Source organism: Chryseolinea soli, from assembly GCF_003589925.1.
GTDB lineage: Bacteria > Bacteroidota > Bacteroidia > Cytophagales > Cyclobacteriaceae > Chryseolinea > Chryseolinea soli.
Genome location: NZ_CP032382.1, coordinates 3554865 through 3570626, shown reverse-complemented (window position 1 = coordinate 3570626; position 15762 = coordinate 3554865). Strand labels below are relative to the sequence as shown.

At 52.4% G+C, this 15762-nt stretch carries 12 protein-coding genes; 2 read left to right on the top strand and 10 right to left on the bottom strand.

Translation table 11 applies throughout. The annotated features are described in order from the left end of the window. Positions 1-33: 33 nt before the first annotated feature. On the bottom strand, positions 34-1965 hold the full coding sequence (locus D4L85_RS15355) for a sialate O-acetylesterase (RefSeq protein ID WP_228450912.1): 1932 nt from the start codon (positions 1963-1965) through the stop codon (positions 34-36). A gap of 129 nt (positions 1966-2094) precedes the next feature. Here D4L85_RS15355 and D4L85_RS15350 point away from each other — a divergent pair, with 129 nt between their 5' ends. Beyond that, entirely contained in the window at positions 2095-2706 is a 612-nt protein-coding gene (locus tag D4L85_RS15350; RefSeq protein WP_119755117.1) for a PAS domain-containing protein, read from the top strand. 151 nt (positions 2707-2857) lie between these two features. Here the strand turns inward: D4L85_RS15350 and D4L85_RS15345 are convergent, their stop codons facing one another. The 6 genes from D4L85_RS15345 to gndA form a co-directional block, all read right to left on the bottom strand. Beyond that, entirely contained in the window at positions 2858-3826 is a 969-nt protein-coding gene (locus D4L85_RS15345; protein WP_160143751.1) for a DUF4097 family beta strand repeat-containing protein, read from the bottom strand. A 213-nt stretch (positions 3827-4039) separates the two neighbouring features. Then, positions 4040-4666, bottom strand: coding sequence for a class I SAM-dependent DNA methyltransferase (locus tag D4L85_RS15340; protein ID WP_119755115.1), 627 nt, complete (start codon positions 4664-4666; stop codon positions 4040-4042). Between the two features lie 20 nt (positions 4667-4686). Beyond that, positions 4687-5589 (bottom strand): class A beta-lactamase, subclass A2, encoded by a 903-nt coding sequence (gene bla, locus D4L85_RS15335; protein ID WP_119755114.1) that lies wholly within the window; start codon positions 5587-5589, stop codon positions 4687-4689. Positions 5590-5729: 140 nt separating this feature from the next. Continuing rightward, the gene (gene pgl, locus D4L85_RS15330) at positions 5730-6464 is read right to left on the bottom strand and encodes a 6-phosphogluconolactonase (RefSeq protein ID WP_119758812.1); all 735 of its coding nucleotides are present in this window, start codon (positions 6462-6464) and stop codon (positions 5730-5732) included. Continuing rightward, a complete protein-coding gene (zwf, locus tag D4L85_RS15325) occupies positions 6457-7989 on the bottom strand; it encodes a glucose-6-phosphate dehydrogenase (RefSeq protein ID WP_119755113.1) in 1533 nt (510 codons plus the stop codon). Before zwf ends, pgl begins: the two co-directional genes overlap by 8 nt. 40 nt (positions 7990-8029) lie before the next feature. Then, positions 8030-9442, bottom strand: a complete 1413-nt coding sequence (gene gndA / locus D4L85_RS15320) for an NADP-dependent phosphogluconate dehydrogenase (RefSeq protein ID WP_119755112.1) — start codon at positions 9440-9442, stop codon at positions 8030-8032. A gap of 285 nt (positions 9443-9727) precedes the next feature. Between gndA and D4L85_RS15315 the strand changes: the two genes are divergently transcribed. Next, a complete protein-coding gene (locus tag D4L85_RS15315; protein WP_119755111.1) occupies positions 9728-12157 on the top strand; it encodes an ABC transporter permease in 2430 nt (809 codons plus the stop codon). A gap of 58 nt (positions 12158-12215) precedes the next feature. Here D4L85_RS15315 and D4L85_RS15310 read toward each other — a convergent pair whose 3' ends face one another. The 3 genes from D4L85_RS15310 to D4L85_RS15300 form a co-directional block, all read right to left on the bottom strand. Beyond that, positions 12216-13082, bottom strand: coding sequence for a dienelactone hydrolase family protein (locus D4L85_RS15310; protein ID WP_119755110.1), 867 nt, complete (start codon positions 13080-13082; stop codon positions 12216-12218). A gap of 239 nt (positions 13083-13321) precedes the next feature. After that, the gene (locus D4L85_RS15305) at positions 13322-14224 is read right to left on the bottom strand and encodes a carboxylesterase family protein (protein ID WP_119755109.1); all 903 of its coding nucleotides are present in this window, start codon (positions 14222-14224) and stop codon (positions 13322-13324) included. A gap of 318 nt (positions 14225-14542) precedes the next feature. After that, positions 14543-15634 (bottom strand): hypothetical protein, encoded by a 1092-nt coding sequence (locus tag D4L85_RS15300; protein WP_119755108.1) that lies wholly within the window; start codon positions 15632-15634, stop codon positions 14543-14545. Between the last annotated feature and the right edge of the window lie 128 nt (positions 15635-15762).

Here is a 15762-nt window from a genome sequence, read left to right as displayed (position 1 = left end):
CCATGATCAATCTATGGAGTGGCCCTTTACTTCTTAAGGCGTATCGTCGGTTCGAAAAGGAGAAGCGGGAAGGCCTTCTTTGTTGAATAAATTTCCTCCTTGGGGATTGTCTTCCCAACCGTAACGCACGGCAACCGGATGGGACACGCCATCGCTCCACGCCACGACCTCGCCGCCGCGAATGACGGCTTGCGCTTCGACAAAATTCTTATCCGCTCCCGCGATCGTGAAATGTTTTAGCGCTTCGCCTTTGGAGGAAAGTCCCGTTCCCGTATTGGCGAAAGTGAGGATGACCTTATTTCCTTCTGTTCTCATGGACAAAAACGTTGGCCCGGTGTAGACCACCTTTTTGTCGTGATAGGCGAAATGTTGAGCTGCCCGTGCCAGCCGTTTTCCTACATCTTCCTTATCTAACGGATGCAGGTCATTCCATTCGCCGATGTCGATGGTTACGGCCATGCCGGTGTTCGGGACGCGCAGTGTTTTGCGTTGCGCTTCGCGAAGCTCGGGCCATCCTTTTTCCGAACTCTTTACGGGAACATAGTTTGCCAGCTGCACATACAAAAACGGAAAGTCACCTTGCTTCCACTGCTTGCGCCAATCGGCGATCACCGCGCTGAACACGTCATGATATTTTGCGGCTTGCATCGTATTGGATTCACCCTGATACCAAATGACACCTTTGATGGCAAAGTTGGTCACGGGTGCGATCATGCCGTTGAACAATCCCCCGGGCGTATATTGAAAAAAAGTCACCGGTGCCAATGTGTCGGATACCGCGCCGATTTTATAATGCCAGGCTCCTTTCAGGTCCAGCGTTTCTCCTCCAGCCGAAAGTGTGTAGGGCTTGTCTGTGATAAATCCTCCTCGTTCGGATGTATTGATAACGCGGATGACGATCGTGTTCTTCCCTGCTTTCAAGATCGTGTCGGGAAGCGTGTATCTTCTGGGCGGGTATTGATAGCCTGTCGTGCCGACGAACGTTCCGTTCACATACACCGAGTCGCTGTCCACAATTCTTCCCAGCAGAAGTTTTGCTGGTTTGCCCGCGAAAGAAGCCGGTACCTCAATGTCCTTCCGAAACCAGACTACGCCGTGCACATCCTTCAAACCCTGGTCGGTCCAGTAGCCGGGGATTTGCAGGGTTGGCCACGCCGCTACGTCGAGATCCGCTGCATACCACGGCACCCCTTTCATGCCTTCATCCTTTTTCCGAAGTGCGCCGTACCATGCTTTTACCATGGCGCCCTCTGTCTGCCGGATGCTGTCGGTGTAGGCCGCGTTCTGAAATTTTTGTGTGCGCTGTAGGTATTCCGGAAAAGCTTTCAAGGCGTCGCCGCTTAACCACGCTTCGGCCGGGGACCCGCCAACACTGGCGTTGATCAACCCGATGGGCATGTGATATTTTTCATAGAGGTCGCGGGCAAAAAAATATGCGGTAGCCGAAAAACTTAGCACATTCGCGGGCGTTGCGGCTTGCCAGGAACCGGTAACATCGTCTTTGGGGTGCGCAAAATCGAAGGTGGTGGGAATAAGGAATTGCCGGATAAACGGGTTACCGGCCTCGGCGATTTGTTTTGCATACCGCTCCTTCACCCGTTCCATAGGCAACACCATGTTTGATTGACCGGAGCAAAGCCAGACGTCGCCCACCAGTATATTTTTCAGCGTGATGGAGTCGGTGGCCAGAATGTCCATCGTGAACGGGCCACCGGTTTTCTGGGGAGGGAGCTTCACCGTCCATTTTCCATCGGCGTTGGCTTTGGTTGGATATTTTTTGCCGGAAAACACGACCGTCACGGCCTCACCGCCGGCAGCCCATCCCCAAAGGGTGAGTTCGGTGTCGCGTTGCAGCACCATACCCTCGCCGATCAGCCGCGGAAGTCTGAGCTGGCCAATCGCCGGGTAACTCGCGAGCAAGGCCCATAATCCGCACATGATCCATCGTTGCTTGTTCTTTTTCATTGAAGTCGGGGAGAAAATGGGTCGCTCATAGGCTTCTCAAAACGCGTGAAATAATCGGCCGCGAGCGGGTTCAAAGTCTTAAAATAAAAGTTAAATTTAAGTTATCCCACTTCCTTAATCTATTTCCGCATGAAAGACGAACTGTTGCTTCGGACCATCTGCAAAGTATCGCCGGTCAGTATCAGGATCGTCGATATTAAGAATCGCGAACTCATCTGCAACTGCGAATGGTCCACCGAGCAACTGGGCTATACCGAGGAGGAATTCTTCACCTTGAGCCATAACCTGTTTGAAAAGCTTGTGCACCCCGATGACCGCCCGATCCAACTGAAGGCCTACCAATCGGTGTTTGAGCAACCTGACACGCCCTTCCAGGAATATACGATCCGCGTGCTCAAGAAAAACGGAGTCTATGAACACCTTCAGATCCGGTTGGCCGTTCTGGCGCGGGACGAATTCAAAAAACCAAAAACTGTACTCTCCATTGCCACAAATGTGGAAGAGGTGGTTGCGCTTAAGGAGCGAATTGAACGGCAGGTGAATAAACTGGATCTCATTTCCTTTAAAAATAGCCATGACCTCCGCGGCCCGGTGGCCTCCATCCTCGGGCTCGTTCAGCTCATCGAGCATGATGGCTTCGACGGGGCGCATGCGAAAGAGCTCATCGATTGTTTAAAGCGCGCCGTCATCAAGCTGGATGCCGTGATCCATGAGATCAATGAGCATGCCTTTGATGAGTAGTGGAAGAAACCCGCAGGTGAAGAAAACCCATCGGTACGGAGAAAAAAAAACCTGTTGGCGAAGAACACCAACAGGCGTGAGGAGCATGTTTGTAAAGAACACCGACGACGGCACAACCGCCGAGGCTGGCATTCCTTCTTGAATAACTTCCCTATCGATAGGTTAACGAAACTCCACCGTTAGACGACAGGTTGACAGCAATACCGCCTCCGTTGGATTTACCACGGATCACTTTTTCATCAGATGTTCCCGAGAAGTTTGTCAAGGGCACATGCAGCGACTCGCCTTTCACGTCGAGGTCGAGACCGAGATGATCCGGGATGCTGATATCGATGTTGCCGTCGCTGGTGCGCACGGTGAGACTCTTTTGCAGTTCGATCATATCTCCCTTCACATTGCCGTCGGATGTGGAACCACTAAATGAGCCGGCGATCTCCCGGAAAGAAATATCGCCGTCGGAGGTGCTGGTGGAAATTTCGCCCTTGGCTTTTGTGATGCTGATGTTGCCGTCGCTGGTACCCACGGTGGCATTGCCGGCGATGTTTTCCAGGCGGATATTGCCGTCGCTGGTTTTCATATCGATGGCGCCGGTCACCTGGGTCACGTGGATGTTGCCGTCGGAAGTTCTTCCGAACACATCGCCTTTAATGGAGCTCACGCGAATGTCGCCGTCGCTGGTTTTGCATCTCTGGTTGGCCGTCACACCCGACAATGCAATGTTCCCGTCTGATGAACGCAAGTCACAGGCGGTTTGTGTGGGCACCAGCACCCTGAAGTTCACGCGCATGCGGTCGTTGAAACCAAAGGTCCATGTGCTGGGCGGGTATTCTACGTCGATGGCGACGCTGTTGGCGGTGGTCTCGATCGTCAATTTCAATTCCTTGCTCAACTCCGCCTTTGAGATCTTGAGCACATTGTTGCCTTTCTTCACCTGGAAAAACACTTCAATGGCGTTTCCTTGCGATGGCAGCACTTCGATATTGCCATCGGAAGAGGAAATGGAGAGCTGGGCTGGGGTGGATACTTTATAAATTTCCTTGAAAGAATATTCGGGGTCTTGTGCCATGCAAACGGAGACCGCGAACAGACAGGCCGTGATGAGGGGTAGGGAGAGTTTCATAAGCGTAAACGGGATCGTTAGGTTGATGAACAGCGGGGATATGACAATCGGCATGCCACCCAAAAAAACGGGCCGTCCACCCCAATTCAAGGGCTGGGATACTCGCAGCATGTCCACAATTGCGATTAAGGGTGTGCGTTAGCGGTCACCCTAACAGACGATCCGGTTAAAAAGAAACGCTCGCGTCAGCTCCTGTGGCTCCGCCAGACTGTCTTAATTCTTTCTCAATAAAAGCGTCAAGATCCTTGGCAGTTCGTCCCGGTTGTCGTCATCGAAATACTCATTCAACTCCACCGTGGTGAGTCCATATCGTTTGGCACCTTGAATGAAATCGGAAACGTGATGATTGAAACATTCCACCACCTGCAGTCCTTGCTCGGTTTCAAAGCGCGCTTTGCTTCCGGAATATTGTTTGAAGGGATGAAGTTCGCCAATGTACACGTATCCACCCGTCTTCAGCGCAGCCGCTGTTTCTTGAAAGACGAAATCGAGCTGGTGAATATGTTCCAACACGAGGCTGAAGGTTACCAGGTCGTACGATCCACTGCCGAAGCCCCAGGGCTTCGTAATGTCGGCCTGCAAAAACCGGACGCTGTTGGAGGTGATCTTCTCCTTTGCTTTTGCCAGCATGTTTTCGGAAAGGTCGACGGCGGTGATGTGTTTTGCTTTTTTGATCAGCCATTCCGTATTCTTTCCCGTGCCACAACCGATCTCCAGGCACTGCTCTATCGAAAACTGCGACAGCATCTCGCGCAGGGCTTTTCCTTCCAGGTCGCGGGTCCGGTTTAGGTTGGTGTCGTATTGAGAGGCCCACTGGTTGTAGGCTTGCTGTGTATTCATGATTTTGAATCTTGATCGTTTTACTGTTTTGTGTACTGGTCGTATACGACGCGTGAAATTTGTGCGATGACCAACTCCAGTCTGGGTATGTCCTTTTCTTTCGTCTGTGAAATATAAACAACGACCGCCACGTGCGATCCACCCGGAAGCACGATGATGCCGGCATCGTTCATAGCACCCAGTACGCCCTCCGCGTTGTAGTCTCCTGTACCTGTTTTATGAGCCACCACCGTTCCTTCAGGTAACAAACCTTTTATACGCTTGGGGCCGGTAGAAGTTTCCACCATAATTTTCCAAAGAAACTCGCGACTGGTGGGCGACAAAATGTTTCCCCGGTCAAATTGTTTTAGCAACGCCACCATCGCAACGGGTTCGCACCAATTCGTGAATTGCACCGGCCAGGCCTGATGCATTTCTGTCTCCGTGGCGGCAATAGTGATCTGTGTTATCCCGAGACCACGAAGGAAGTCATTCACCTTTTTTGGGCCTCCCATCAGACGAAACAACACATCGCATCCGCTGTTGTCGCTTTGCGAAACGGTGTAGCGAAGAATCTCCGAAAGGGCGAGATCCACATTGCCCTCCGGGTATTTCTCCGCCATCGGGCTCCAGGTGTTGAGCAGCATATCTTCCTTCCGCAGGTGGATCTTCTGATCGAGCGCCAACGTTCCTTTGTCGACCTCGTGCAAAACCATGATGGCCAGTGGGAACTTGAAAACGCTCTGCATTGGGAAATGGCCCCGGCCATGCAAGGTCAGTGTGTCGCCCGTGTCCATGTTCAGCACGGCTACACCCACATCTGCTGAAACGGATGCGGTTATGCGTGCTATTTCGTCTCTTAGACGCGCATTTTGGGCATCGACATCGTGTGCCATCAACGTCGATAAAAAAATTGTTGCTGTTAATGCCAGGGCGCTCTTCATTATCCAGGGTGATTATGGGTACAAGATGATGATTCTGGAAATCCTCCCTTTACGTCACGCAACGGGATGGATTAGGTTGCTCAGGCAAATAAATGAAATGAGTCTACTAATCAATTGAGAAATGATCCTAACACGCCTCGTCAAGCGTTTAGCTTCGCTGCGGCGGCCTCATCCAAAAACCAAAATAGCCTGCCTTGCTCGGGTTGTATGCTTTGCGCGGGATATTCATCCACATTCCGCTCTCCCTTCAGGACGTGATACAGCGCGTTGGCTTTGCTTTCGCCAAACACCAGGAACGCCACGTTGCTGGCGCAGTTGATGGCGCGTGCCGTCAAGGTGAGACGAAACATTTTTACCTTCTCGACATATACTTCCTTCACCAGAGCTTCTTTTTCGTGCAACACCTTCGTGTGGGGAAACAAGGAAGCTGTGTGCGCATCATCTCCCAACCCCAATAGCACCAGGTCGAAACGCATGGGGCGGTCACCGAAGTACGCCCGCAGATCGCGTTCATAGGCCAGCGCGGCCTCCACGGGGGAGAGGTCGGTATTCATCCGGAATACCTGGCCTGGGGTGGTCTTCATCGGGTCAAAAAGCGTTTCGCGCGCCATGCGATAGTTGCTGTCGGCATGATCGGCGGGGACGTAGCGCTCGTCTCCAAAAAAGAAAAACAATCTATCCCATTCCAACCGGTCGCGGTAGGCGGCCGAAGCCAGGAGCGCGAACAATTTTTTTGGTGAGCTTCCGCCCGACAACACCAGCGAAAATCTTCCGTGTTCACGAATCGCGCGGCGCGCTTCTTCCACCACAAACTCGGCCAGCGCCTCGATGACCAGGTCTGGGGTTTTCAGGATGCGCAGGGTATGCCTATCCATGATGACCATTATTTTTCAACGGCAGCGTGAACCAATGGAATCCATCCCGTGCAATGAGGGCTTCGGCTGTTTCCGGTCCCCACGAGTCGGCGGAATAGTTCGGGAAGCTGAGACTCTTTTTGCCCGACCACGCATTCAGTATAGGCATCAGCAAATCCCACGCGGCTTCCACCTGGTCGCCTCGCATGAACAAGGTTTGATCGCCCAGCATGGTATCCAGCAACAAAGTTTCGTAGGCTTCCGGTGTGTCGCCAGTATACGTACCGTTGTAATCAAAGATCATATCAACCGGATTCAGCGCCATCTCCAAACCCGGGCGTTTGGCCTGCACTTGCAGACGAACACTCATTTCCGGTTGGATGCTGATGATGAGCCGGTTCTGCTGCCATCCTTCCACCGCTTCAGACGGAAAGATCATGTGGGGCACATCCTTAAACTGAATGGTGATCACCGACGATGACTGATGCATTCGTTTTCCCGTCCGCAAATAGAACGGCACGCCATGCCAGCGCCAGTTGTCTACAAAGAATTTAATCGCCGCGAAGGTCTCGGTATTGGATTGCGGGTTCACACCTTGCTCCTCGCGATAGCCGGGCACTTCCTTGCCTTCGATCCATCCTTTGCTATACTGTCCACGCACCGTATTGCGCTGGATGTCTTCCGGTGAAAATTTCCGAACGGAGTTCAACACATCTACTTTCCGGTTTCGCACCTCGTCGGCCTGGAAGCTAACCGGTGGCTCCATGGCCACCAGACACAACAGTTGGAGAATGTGGTTCTGGATCATGTCGCGCATGGCGCCGGCTTCATCATAGTATCCGCCGCGGTTCCCCATACCGAGTTGTTCGGTGACGGAGATCTGCACGTGGTCGATGTTGTTCCGGTTCCACAGCGGCTCGAAGATGGAGTTGGCAAAGCGGAAGGCCAGAATATTTTGTACGGTTTCTTTTCCGAGGTAATGATCGATGCGATAGATCTGCCGCTCGGAAAAAATGCTGCACAATTGCTTATTCAATTCCTTTGCGGATTCCAGGTCGTGACCAAACGGTTTCTCAATAACGATCCGTGTTCGCTCGGCGTCGGCCGCCAACTTATGGCGGGAAAGATTTTCCGTGATGGTGCTAAAGAAACGCGGGGCCACGGCCAGGTAGTAGATCACATTGGGTGCCACACCCGCTTCCTGGGTAAACTTGGCAATGCGCGCGGCCTGCTCTTCGTAGGTGGCGGTATTGTTTATGTCGGACACCTGGAAATATACACTCTTCGAAAAAGCATCCCACTTCGCTTTGTCGGCTTTGCCGCGGCGCGAGAATTGGTTGATGTCTTTCAAGAGCTCTTCCCGGAATTGGTCGTCGGTGAATGCGGTGCGCCCCATGGCCACGATGGCGAGGTGCTTGGGCATCCAGCCATCCAGGAAAAGATTGAACAAGGCCGGCACCAGCTTGCGCGACGTGAGGTCGCCTGTGCCGCCGAAAATAAAAAAGATGGTAGGATGTGTTTTGGATGAATCTGCGGTTGCACTCATGCGAATAGTATGGGTTGGGTCTTCAATAACAAGGATCGTCTTACTTCTTGAACCACTGGGTATGAAACACGCCTTCCTTGCCGTTTCGTTCGTAGGTGTGGGCTCCAAAATAATCCCGTTGCGCCTGGATCAGGTTGGACGGCATGCGGGCGCTGCGGAAGGTGTCGAAATAGCTGAGCGATGCGGCATAGGCGGGGGCGGCGATGCCGGCGGCGGCCGCGGAAGAAACAACGCTACGCATACCGGCCGTGGCCCCGTTCACTTTTTTGGCGATGCCGGCGTCCAGCAACAGGTGCTCCAGGGCGTTGTTCTTTTTATAGGCCTGGTAAATGTCCTCCAGGAAAGTAGAGCGGATGATGCAGCCTCCACGCCAGATCAACGCGATCTTTTCCATCTGCAGCGCATAGCCAAATTCCTTGGACGCTTGCGAAAGCAAATGCATGCCTTGCGCATAGGCGATGACCGTGCTAAAATATAAGGCTTCTTCCAGCGCCGTGAGACTTTTTTGGATGTGCGCTTCGTTGCGCTTCGGGTCCTTATAAACACGCGAGGCGGCTACACGCATGGTCTTGTATTTGGAGAGGTCGCGCATGGCCACGGCGGTGTCGATGGTGGGAATAGGAAGCTGCAAGTCCATGGCGACCTGCGAGGTCCATTTGCCCGTGCCTTTGGAGCGCGCTTCGTCCTTGATGTCTTCGAGCAGTAAGTGGTCCACCCCAGGCTCGCGGAATGCAAAAATGTCGCGGGTGATCTCGATGAGAAAAGACTGGAGACGGCCTGCGTTCCATTTTTTGAAGGTGGCGTGAATTTCTTCGCCGGACAGGCCTATTCCCTTTTGCATCACTTCATACGTTTCCGCGATCAATTGCATGAGCGCATATTCAATGCCGTTGTGAACCATTTTCACAAAATGTCCGGCCGATCCGGGACCGATATAGGTCACACAGGGTTCGCCTTTCACTTTTGCGGCAATGGCCTCGAAAATGGGTTGCACCACTTTATAGGCCTGCGGGTCGCCGCCGGGCATCATGCTGGGTCCTTTGCGCGCACCTTCTTCGCCGCCGGAAACGCCCATACCAAAAAAGTGAAGTCCCTTCGCTTTGAGTTCTTCGGCCCTACGGTTTGTATCTGAAAAATGAGAGTTACCACCGTCGATGATGAGGTCACCCTTGTCCAGCAACGGCGCGAGGTCGGCAATGGCGCTGTCAACGATCTTACCGGCCGGAACCAGCAGCATGACCGCGCGGGGACGCTGCAGGTTTTGGATGAAGTCGGTCAGGGAAGTGAATCCCTTCACGTCGCCCTGGACAGCTTCTTTGCCCAGAAGCTCTACTTTGGTGGCGTCTTTATCATAGCCTGCCACTTTGAAACCGTGGTCGGCCATGTTGAGCAGCAGGTTGCGGCCCATGGTTCCGAGGCCTACCATGCCTAAAATGTATGCGTTGCCTTGCATTGTTTTGAATCGGGTTTTTGGTTGATGTTGGAGCGCGTTTTTTTAACGCGGTACAATATCGCTGTTAAATTAAATTAACCAAAGGGCAAGCACCTGCAGCGGGGCCAGTATTTATCTGTGTTTTAGCGAATTCTTTTTGACGGGATCCTGTTTCCGAATGCCTTTTTTCCGAACAACCGTCGTCCGCTATTGATCACGTCGAAATAGGAAGGCTTTGATTCCAGCCTACCCTGAGCGAAATTTCCTGGCCTCATAATTGGAAGGGGCAAGTTCAACCTCGTACATATGTTAAAGAATCATCTTCTCCTCGCCTTCCGGAATTTGGTCCGCCACAAGTCCTATTCGTTCATCACCATCTTCGGTCTCGCGGTGGGCGTGGCCTGCTGTCTGCTGCTGGTGCTTTTTATCCAGGATGAAATGCGTTATGACCAACAACATAAAGACGTCCAATCGCTCTACCGCATCGTCAGCCACCTGACCCGCGATGCGCAAAGCGAAGATCTTGGCGTTTGTTCACCTCCCACCGCCATGGCGATGGCCGACGAGATCCCCGAAGTGCAGAAAGGCCTGCGTTTCGTGAGCAGCCCAGGCGTGACCGAGAACCTGATCCGCTTCGAGAACCAGACGTTCTATGAAACCGATGGCTACATGGCCGACTCGACGCTGTTTGATTTCTTTTCTTTCACCTTTGTGGAAGGCACACCCAGCAACGCATTGACCCGCCCCAACACGGTGGTCATCACCGAAAAAATAGCCGCTAAACTTTTTGGTCAAAGCAGCGCACTCGATAAAGTGATCAACATCACGCAAGGCGGCCCCAGCGGCGACTACAGGATCACGGGCGTTGTCAAGGAGATGGAACATAGCCACATCAAAGCCAACTTCATCATTTCACTGTCCAGTCGCGGCGGCTGGACAGAATTTATCCGCACCTCTCCCGAATGGGCCGGGCAAAACTTTGTGCCTTCGTATGTGAAGCTTCAGACGGGAAGCCAAATTGCCGCCGTCGAGAAAAAAATGAATGATGTCCTCGCACGTCATGGCGCCGAAGCCATGAAAGCCTTTGGTTTTAGTAAAACCCTGAGCCTGGAGCCTGTGAAAGACATCTACCTGCGATCGTCCGTCGATAAAAATCCACGCATCGTGTACGTGTATATCGTCGCCGCTATCGCCGCCTTCGTCCTGCTGATCGCCTGTATTAACTTCATTAACCTGACAACGGCCAGGGCTACACGCCGGGCAACCGAGATTGGTGTACGCAAAGTGATGGGTGCCTTCCGGGGCGTATTGATCCGCCAGATCCTCGGTGAGGCGATGCTTGTGGTGATCACGGCGGTGCTCATCAGCCTGGTCATGATCGAAGTAGCCCTCCCCTGGTTCAATACCCTGGTGGGTAAGTCCATCACCTTGCACACCATGCCTTCACTGTCGTTCTTGTTCACCTTGCTGGGCATCACCCTGCTCACAGGTTTGTTGGCAGGGAGTTACCCTGCCTTTTATCTCACGGCCTTTCAACCCGCAACCGTGTTGAAAAACAGGTTCTCCACCGGCGGTTCCGGCGGACTGCGCAAAGCCTTGGTTGTATTTCAATTCGTCATCGCCATCGTGTTGGTATGCGGCATGATCATGGTGTCGCAGCAACTGGCTTTCATTCGCAACAAGAACCTGGGCTTCGACACGAAAGCAAAACTTGTCGTGCCGCTGCGCACCGAGTCCGCCCGCAAGGCATACGCCGCCCTAAAGCAAAATTATCAGCAGCAGCCCGCGGTACGGAAGGTTTCGGGTGCCGATTATCTCCCGGGCATGTATTGGAACGACATCGTGCTCTTCAGGCCCGGCAAAACCCGTGAAGAAGGCGTCGGTCATTTCATGAACGATGTAGCCTACGACTTCAACGACGTGCTGAACATCAAGCTGGTCGCCGGCCGGCCCTTCACGGCGAACCTGGCCAGCGATCAAAATAAAATCATCATCAATGAAGCTTCTGCAAAGGCCCTCGGGTTCACGCCCGCGCAGGCCATCGGCCAACAAGTCGAGCAAAGTTTCTTTCAGCAGGCCGACGGCACGCTGGTGAGGTTCGAGATCATCGGGGTGATGCAGGACTTTCATCGCATGTCCTTGCACGAACCTATAGAGCCCGCCTTCCTGAAACTCCCCAGGGTCGAGCGTGGTGAAGCCTTCGAAAACCTGGTGGTGGACATTGGCCCCGGCGCGCTTCCTGACGTGACGGCAAATCTGGAAAAGAGCTGGAAGAAAATTGTTAGCGACACGCCCTTTGATTATTCTTTCCTCGATGAAAACATCGGGAAACTGTATCGTGAAGATCAAAAAGCCTCCAGCATCATCGTTACCTTCACCTGTATTGCCCTGGTGCTTTGCTGCCTCGGGTTATATGGATTGTCTTCCTACACCGCCGAACGCCGCGTGAAGGAGATTGGTGTGCGCAAAGTGATGGGCGCCTCCGTACAACAAATCGTGCGGCTCATGTCGTCGGAATTTGCTAAACTGGTTTGCATCGCCATCGTCATTGCCATCCCGTTGGCGTGGTATGGAATGGTGCTTTGGCTGGAAGGATTCGCCTATAAGACTTCGATAAACATCATGGTCTTTGTTACCGGCGGATCAATCGCGCTTGCTATCGCGCTGATCACGGTGAGCTTTGAATCTATTCGAGCGGCCCTTCGCAATCCGGTGGAAGCGCTGCGCAATGAATAAGCGAAGCACTTTGGCCCCCATCATTTCAAAGCGTTAAATCTTTCAAATAAAATCGACGCTAGGGCTTTGTGTATTGGTACATCCAATCGTAAATGTCCATTGCGAAGGGATCATAGGCCGGATCTTCCTTGCCCATGCCCGAACCTGTATAGGTCATTTTCCAACTGTTGTGTTCTACACCCGGGTACAGGGTTAGTTTTGCGCGGACCTTGGGATTCAGGGCATTTATCGCGGGAACGATGGCCTTTGAAAAATCCGGAGGCACGATCTTGTCGGCCTCTCCGTGAAAGACCCAGATCGGCACTTTGGAAATTCGTTGTGTGAACAAAGCGTTCACGATGCCACTGCCGGCGATGGGCACGGCCGCTGCGATCTGATTGTCATCATAAGAGTTGAGCTGATCAAATGTGCCATACCCGCCCATGCTCAGTCCCGTGAGGTAAATGCGTTTTTGATCTACGCGATATGTGGTGCTGATGAATTTAATAAACTGCCGTACGTGATCGCGGTCCCACCATCCTTCATGACACTGCGGCGACACCACGATCATGGGATGTGTGGGTGCCCAGGTTTTATTTTTGATCATGTTTGGCGGACCGTTCACTAACACCTTCTCCAATTCGGCCGGCGAAGTTTTGCTGTTGCCTGTTTCGCCTGCGCCGTGAAGAAAAATGAGCAACGGAAATGCAGGGCCGTCTTTTTTATAACTGGATGGCGTGTAGACATAATATCCATAGGGCGCTGCATCCGAGCCCAAGAGCATGGCCTTGTGCGTACCCCCCGTATCGGGTGTGGGTTTATTGTTGGTCGCCGTGTCCGCCGGGTTGGACGTTTCCGGTTCGGGCGAAATTTGTTGAATAGGATCTTTCGAGCATCCCAGCAAAATCAAAGCCGCCGCCAGCACGTTTACCATTGTGTTTTTCATGATTTACTGAGGTTGAGAGGTCAAACTTTTTAACGACCTCAAAGGTATCAAATTGCATACCGCTAAAACCGGCCCTGGCCGTTGGGTTGGGATGGAGCCCAGAATTTCGCGTTGAACGCAGGGCTGGGCCGTTGAGTGCCGCCGGGTAGCAATAAAAAAGGTGCCGGAACAACCGGCACCTCTGTGTTATAAGCCCCCATACTAAACCACAAATTCAACAGGCGGTCCTTGTCGGGATGCTAATGACTTGGCTTGGTGTATTGATACATCCACGTGAAGACGTCCATATTGAAGGCGCTGAAAGAAGGGTCTTCTTTGCCCATGCCTGAGCCCGTATAGGTCATTTCCCCGCATTCATGGGCCACCCCAGGGTATAAAGTCAGCTTGGCGCGGACGGTGGGCGACAGGGCATTTATAGCGGGTGCAACGGCCATGACGTACTCAGGAAGAACCGTTTCGTCCTGTTCGCCATGAAAGAACCACAAGGGCACGGCGGCCATGCGTTGCGTAAACAAATCGTTCATCACGCCACCCGCTGCGATGGGCACTGCTGCAGCAATCTGATTGTTGTCGTAAGAATTCAATTGATCGATGGTAGCGTTGCCGCCCATACTCATACCGGTGAGGTAAATGCGTGTGGTGTCAACGCGATACGTGGTGCTGATGAACCGGATGAACGTGCGCACATGTTCGCGATCCCACCATCCTTCATGACACTGCGGCGCAACCACGACCATAGGGTGCAGCGGTGCCCAGTGTTTGGTGTCGATCATTTTCGGGGGACCGGCGCCCAGGACTTTTTCCAATTCGGTAGGGGAACCCTGGCTATCGCCGGTTTCATCGGAACCGTGCAAGTAGATCAGCAGTGGATACTTCAAGGTGTCTGTAGTGTAAGCTTCCGGGGTATAGACATAATACCCGTAAGGAGCATCGTCGGTACCGCGTGGCATGGCTTTTAGTATGCCTTTGTCTTCGGTAACAGGATTTGTGTTTGTGGTGTCTCCCGGGTTCGTACGGGTGGTGTCTCCGGGAGTGTTTGGATTGCTGGGATCGGTGTTAGGGGTAACGGGTTGCACGGGATCTTTGGTACATCCTAGCACAATTAACCCGAAGGCCAACAGGATAGAGATCTTGTTTTTCATAAAACGAAAGGGTTGTTAGGGAACGCTTAAATCTAACGGGGGGATATCAAATTGTATACCGTGGTATATACCCTTACTCTGGGGTAAAGGTAACCCTTTAAATTCGCTCAGAAAAGGGGGATTTGCAGCCTTTCATGTAAAAACCAAAGCCTAAAGACCTGGCATCCACGCGAACAAAAGCCCAAAATGGAACTCGTTTTTCCCATAAATGCGGCTCGCCATCAGGCTTAGGGTGGGCATTGATGCCATTAACCGGGCATCTCTCGTGCAAAAATCACTCTCAACTTGGTCGTTGTTTTCTGTTCATTTTTTGATGCTTTATCTTCCTCGAATCTTGTGCATTTCGATGATTATTTGGTCCTCCCCCATCGTTCCCGTTAAGGTTAGATCCGAATCGTTTTGTGAAGTCAGTATCGCCTGCAACGGCGTATGGAACGTTGGCGGATAATGCCACGCAGCGTCTAGCTTTCCGGTTTGTTCCGCGTAGGTGTAGTGACCGATCAGGCGTCTTTCCGGGTTGTTAAATTCAAACACCACGTCGTTTCCGACATCGAGATATACCGTAGTCAATACGCTGTCCTGGCAAGTGCCGGGCTTCAACGTTGCGTGGTTCAATTGCAGTTTCGTCACGTTGTATTTGCCTGTCAGCGAAGGATGTTTATCCGGATTTTCATAGGCTGCAATAAGGAGGAGGGGAATACCGATAACCGACAAACGCATGCCTTTTTTGATGTGCATGTTTTTAAAGACAACGGAAGGCATGGCGGTCTGCGCTTTAAAAAAGAATTCCACCAGCCGGTCATATTCCGACAACAGGAGATAGAGCAGTTCCCCGAAAATGACAGAAGCATAGAGCCGTTCACCCCAATCCAACCCATAAAAGAAATCGATCAACACGATGTTGAGCAGTACCGGCAACAAAGTGAACAACGCCAACAGACGCGTGCGGTTAAAAAGCAACAGGAACGACCCCAGGATCTGCAGGCTACCGATCGCCACCACCATGGGATAGGAATGTCCGAAGTAACTCCACGTAAGGTCCTCGCCGGAAAGGCTGCTGAAGGGCAGGTCGAGCAAGCCCAACGGTGACACCATCTGAAGGTGGAAGATCTTTTGCCAACCGAACATCGAGAGGTCGAGCGCAACGGCATAGCGAAGCAGGGCCTGCCAAAAATTCAACTGCATCCAGAGGGGCGAAGATGCGTCCGGAGCTTTGGCTTTCTCTCGTCTATGCCATACCACGGCGAGAACTATAGCAGATACAAAAAAGATAAACGCAAAGGCCGCGATGACCGGAAGGGGAATCCAAGGAGAAATAAATCTTCGGCCGATTCTTAGCGTGGCGGCCATAACGGACAGGCCGGCCAGAAAGCAGGCGACAAATTTTTGAAGAAAGGAACGGGCGTTCATTTTGATTTTTGATTTAGGATGAGCGCTAAAAGTAGGCAGCTCCGGTCGCCGGGATGTTCCGATGGAACCACCCGAACCCCTTTCCATTCCTTTTTTCGTGGATCTAACCAAAAATTGCTTTTATCCGT

Excerpts from the sequence above, each read along its gene's own strand:
- bla (WP_119755114.1), bottom strand. The coding sequence starts at position 5,589 with ATGAAGAGCGCCCTGGCATTAACAGCAACAATTTTTTTATCGACGTTG.
- D4L85_RS15355 (WP_228450912.1), bottom strand. The coding sequence starts at position 1,965 with ATGAAAAAGAACAAGCAACGATGGATCATGTGCGGATTATGGGCCTTG.
- zwf (WP_119755113.1), bottom strand. The coding sequence starts at position 7,989 with ATGAGTGCAACCGCAGATTCATCCAAAACACATCCTACCATCTTTTTT.
- D4L85_RS15345 (WP_160143751.1), bottom strand. The coding sequence starts at position 3,826 with ATGAAACTCTCCCTACCCCTCATCACGGCCTGTCTGTTCGCGGTCTCC.
- gndA (WP_119755112.1), bottom strand. The coding sequence starts at position 9,442 with ATGCAAGGCAACGCATACATTTTAGGCATGGTAGGCCTCGGAACCATG.
- D4L85_RS15350 (WP_119755117.1), top strand. The coding sequence starts at position 2,095 with ATGAAAGACGAACTGTTGCTTCGGACCATCTGCAAAGTATCGCCGGTC.
- pgl (WP_119758812.1), bottom strand. The coding sequence starts at position 6,464 with ATGGATAGGCATACCCTGCGCATCCTGAAAACCCCAGACCTGGTCATC.
- D4L85_RS15310 (WP_119755110.1), bottom strand. The coding sequence starts at position 13,082 with ATGAAAAACACAATGGTAAACGTGCTGGCGGCGGCTTTGATTTTGCTG.
- D4L85_RS15315 (WP_119755111.1), top strand. The coding sequence starts at position 9,728 with ATGTTAAAGAATCATCTTCTCCTCGCCTTCCGGAATTTGGTCCGCCAC.
- D4L85_RS15340 (WP_119755115.1), bottom strand. The coding sequence starts at position 4,666 with ATGAATACACAGCAAGCCTACAACCAGTGGGCCTCTCAATACGACACC.
- D4L85_RS15300 (WP_119755108.1), bottom strand. The coding sequence starts at position 15,634 with ATGAACGCCCGTTCCTTTCTTCAAAAATTTGTCGCCTGCTTTCTGGCC.
- D4L85_RS15305 (WP_119755109.1), bottom strand. The coding sequence starts at position 14,224 with ATGAAAAACAAGATCTCTATCCTGTTGGCCTTCGGGTTAATTGTGCTA.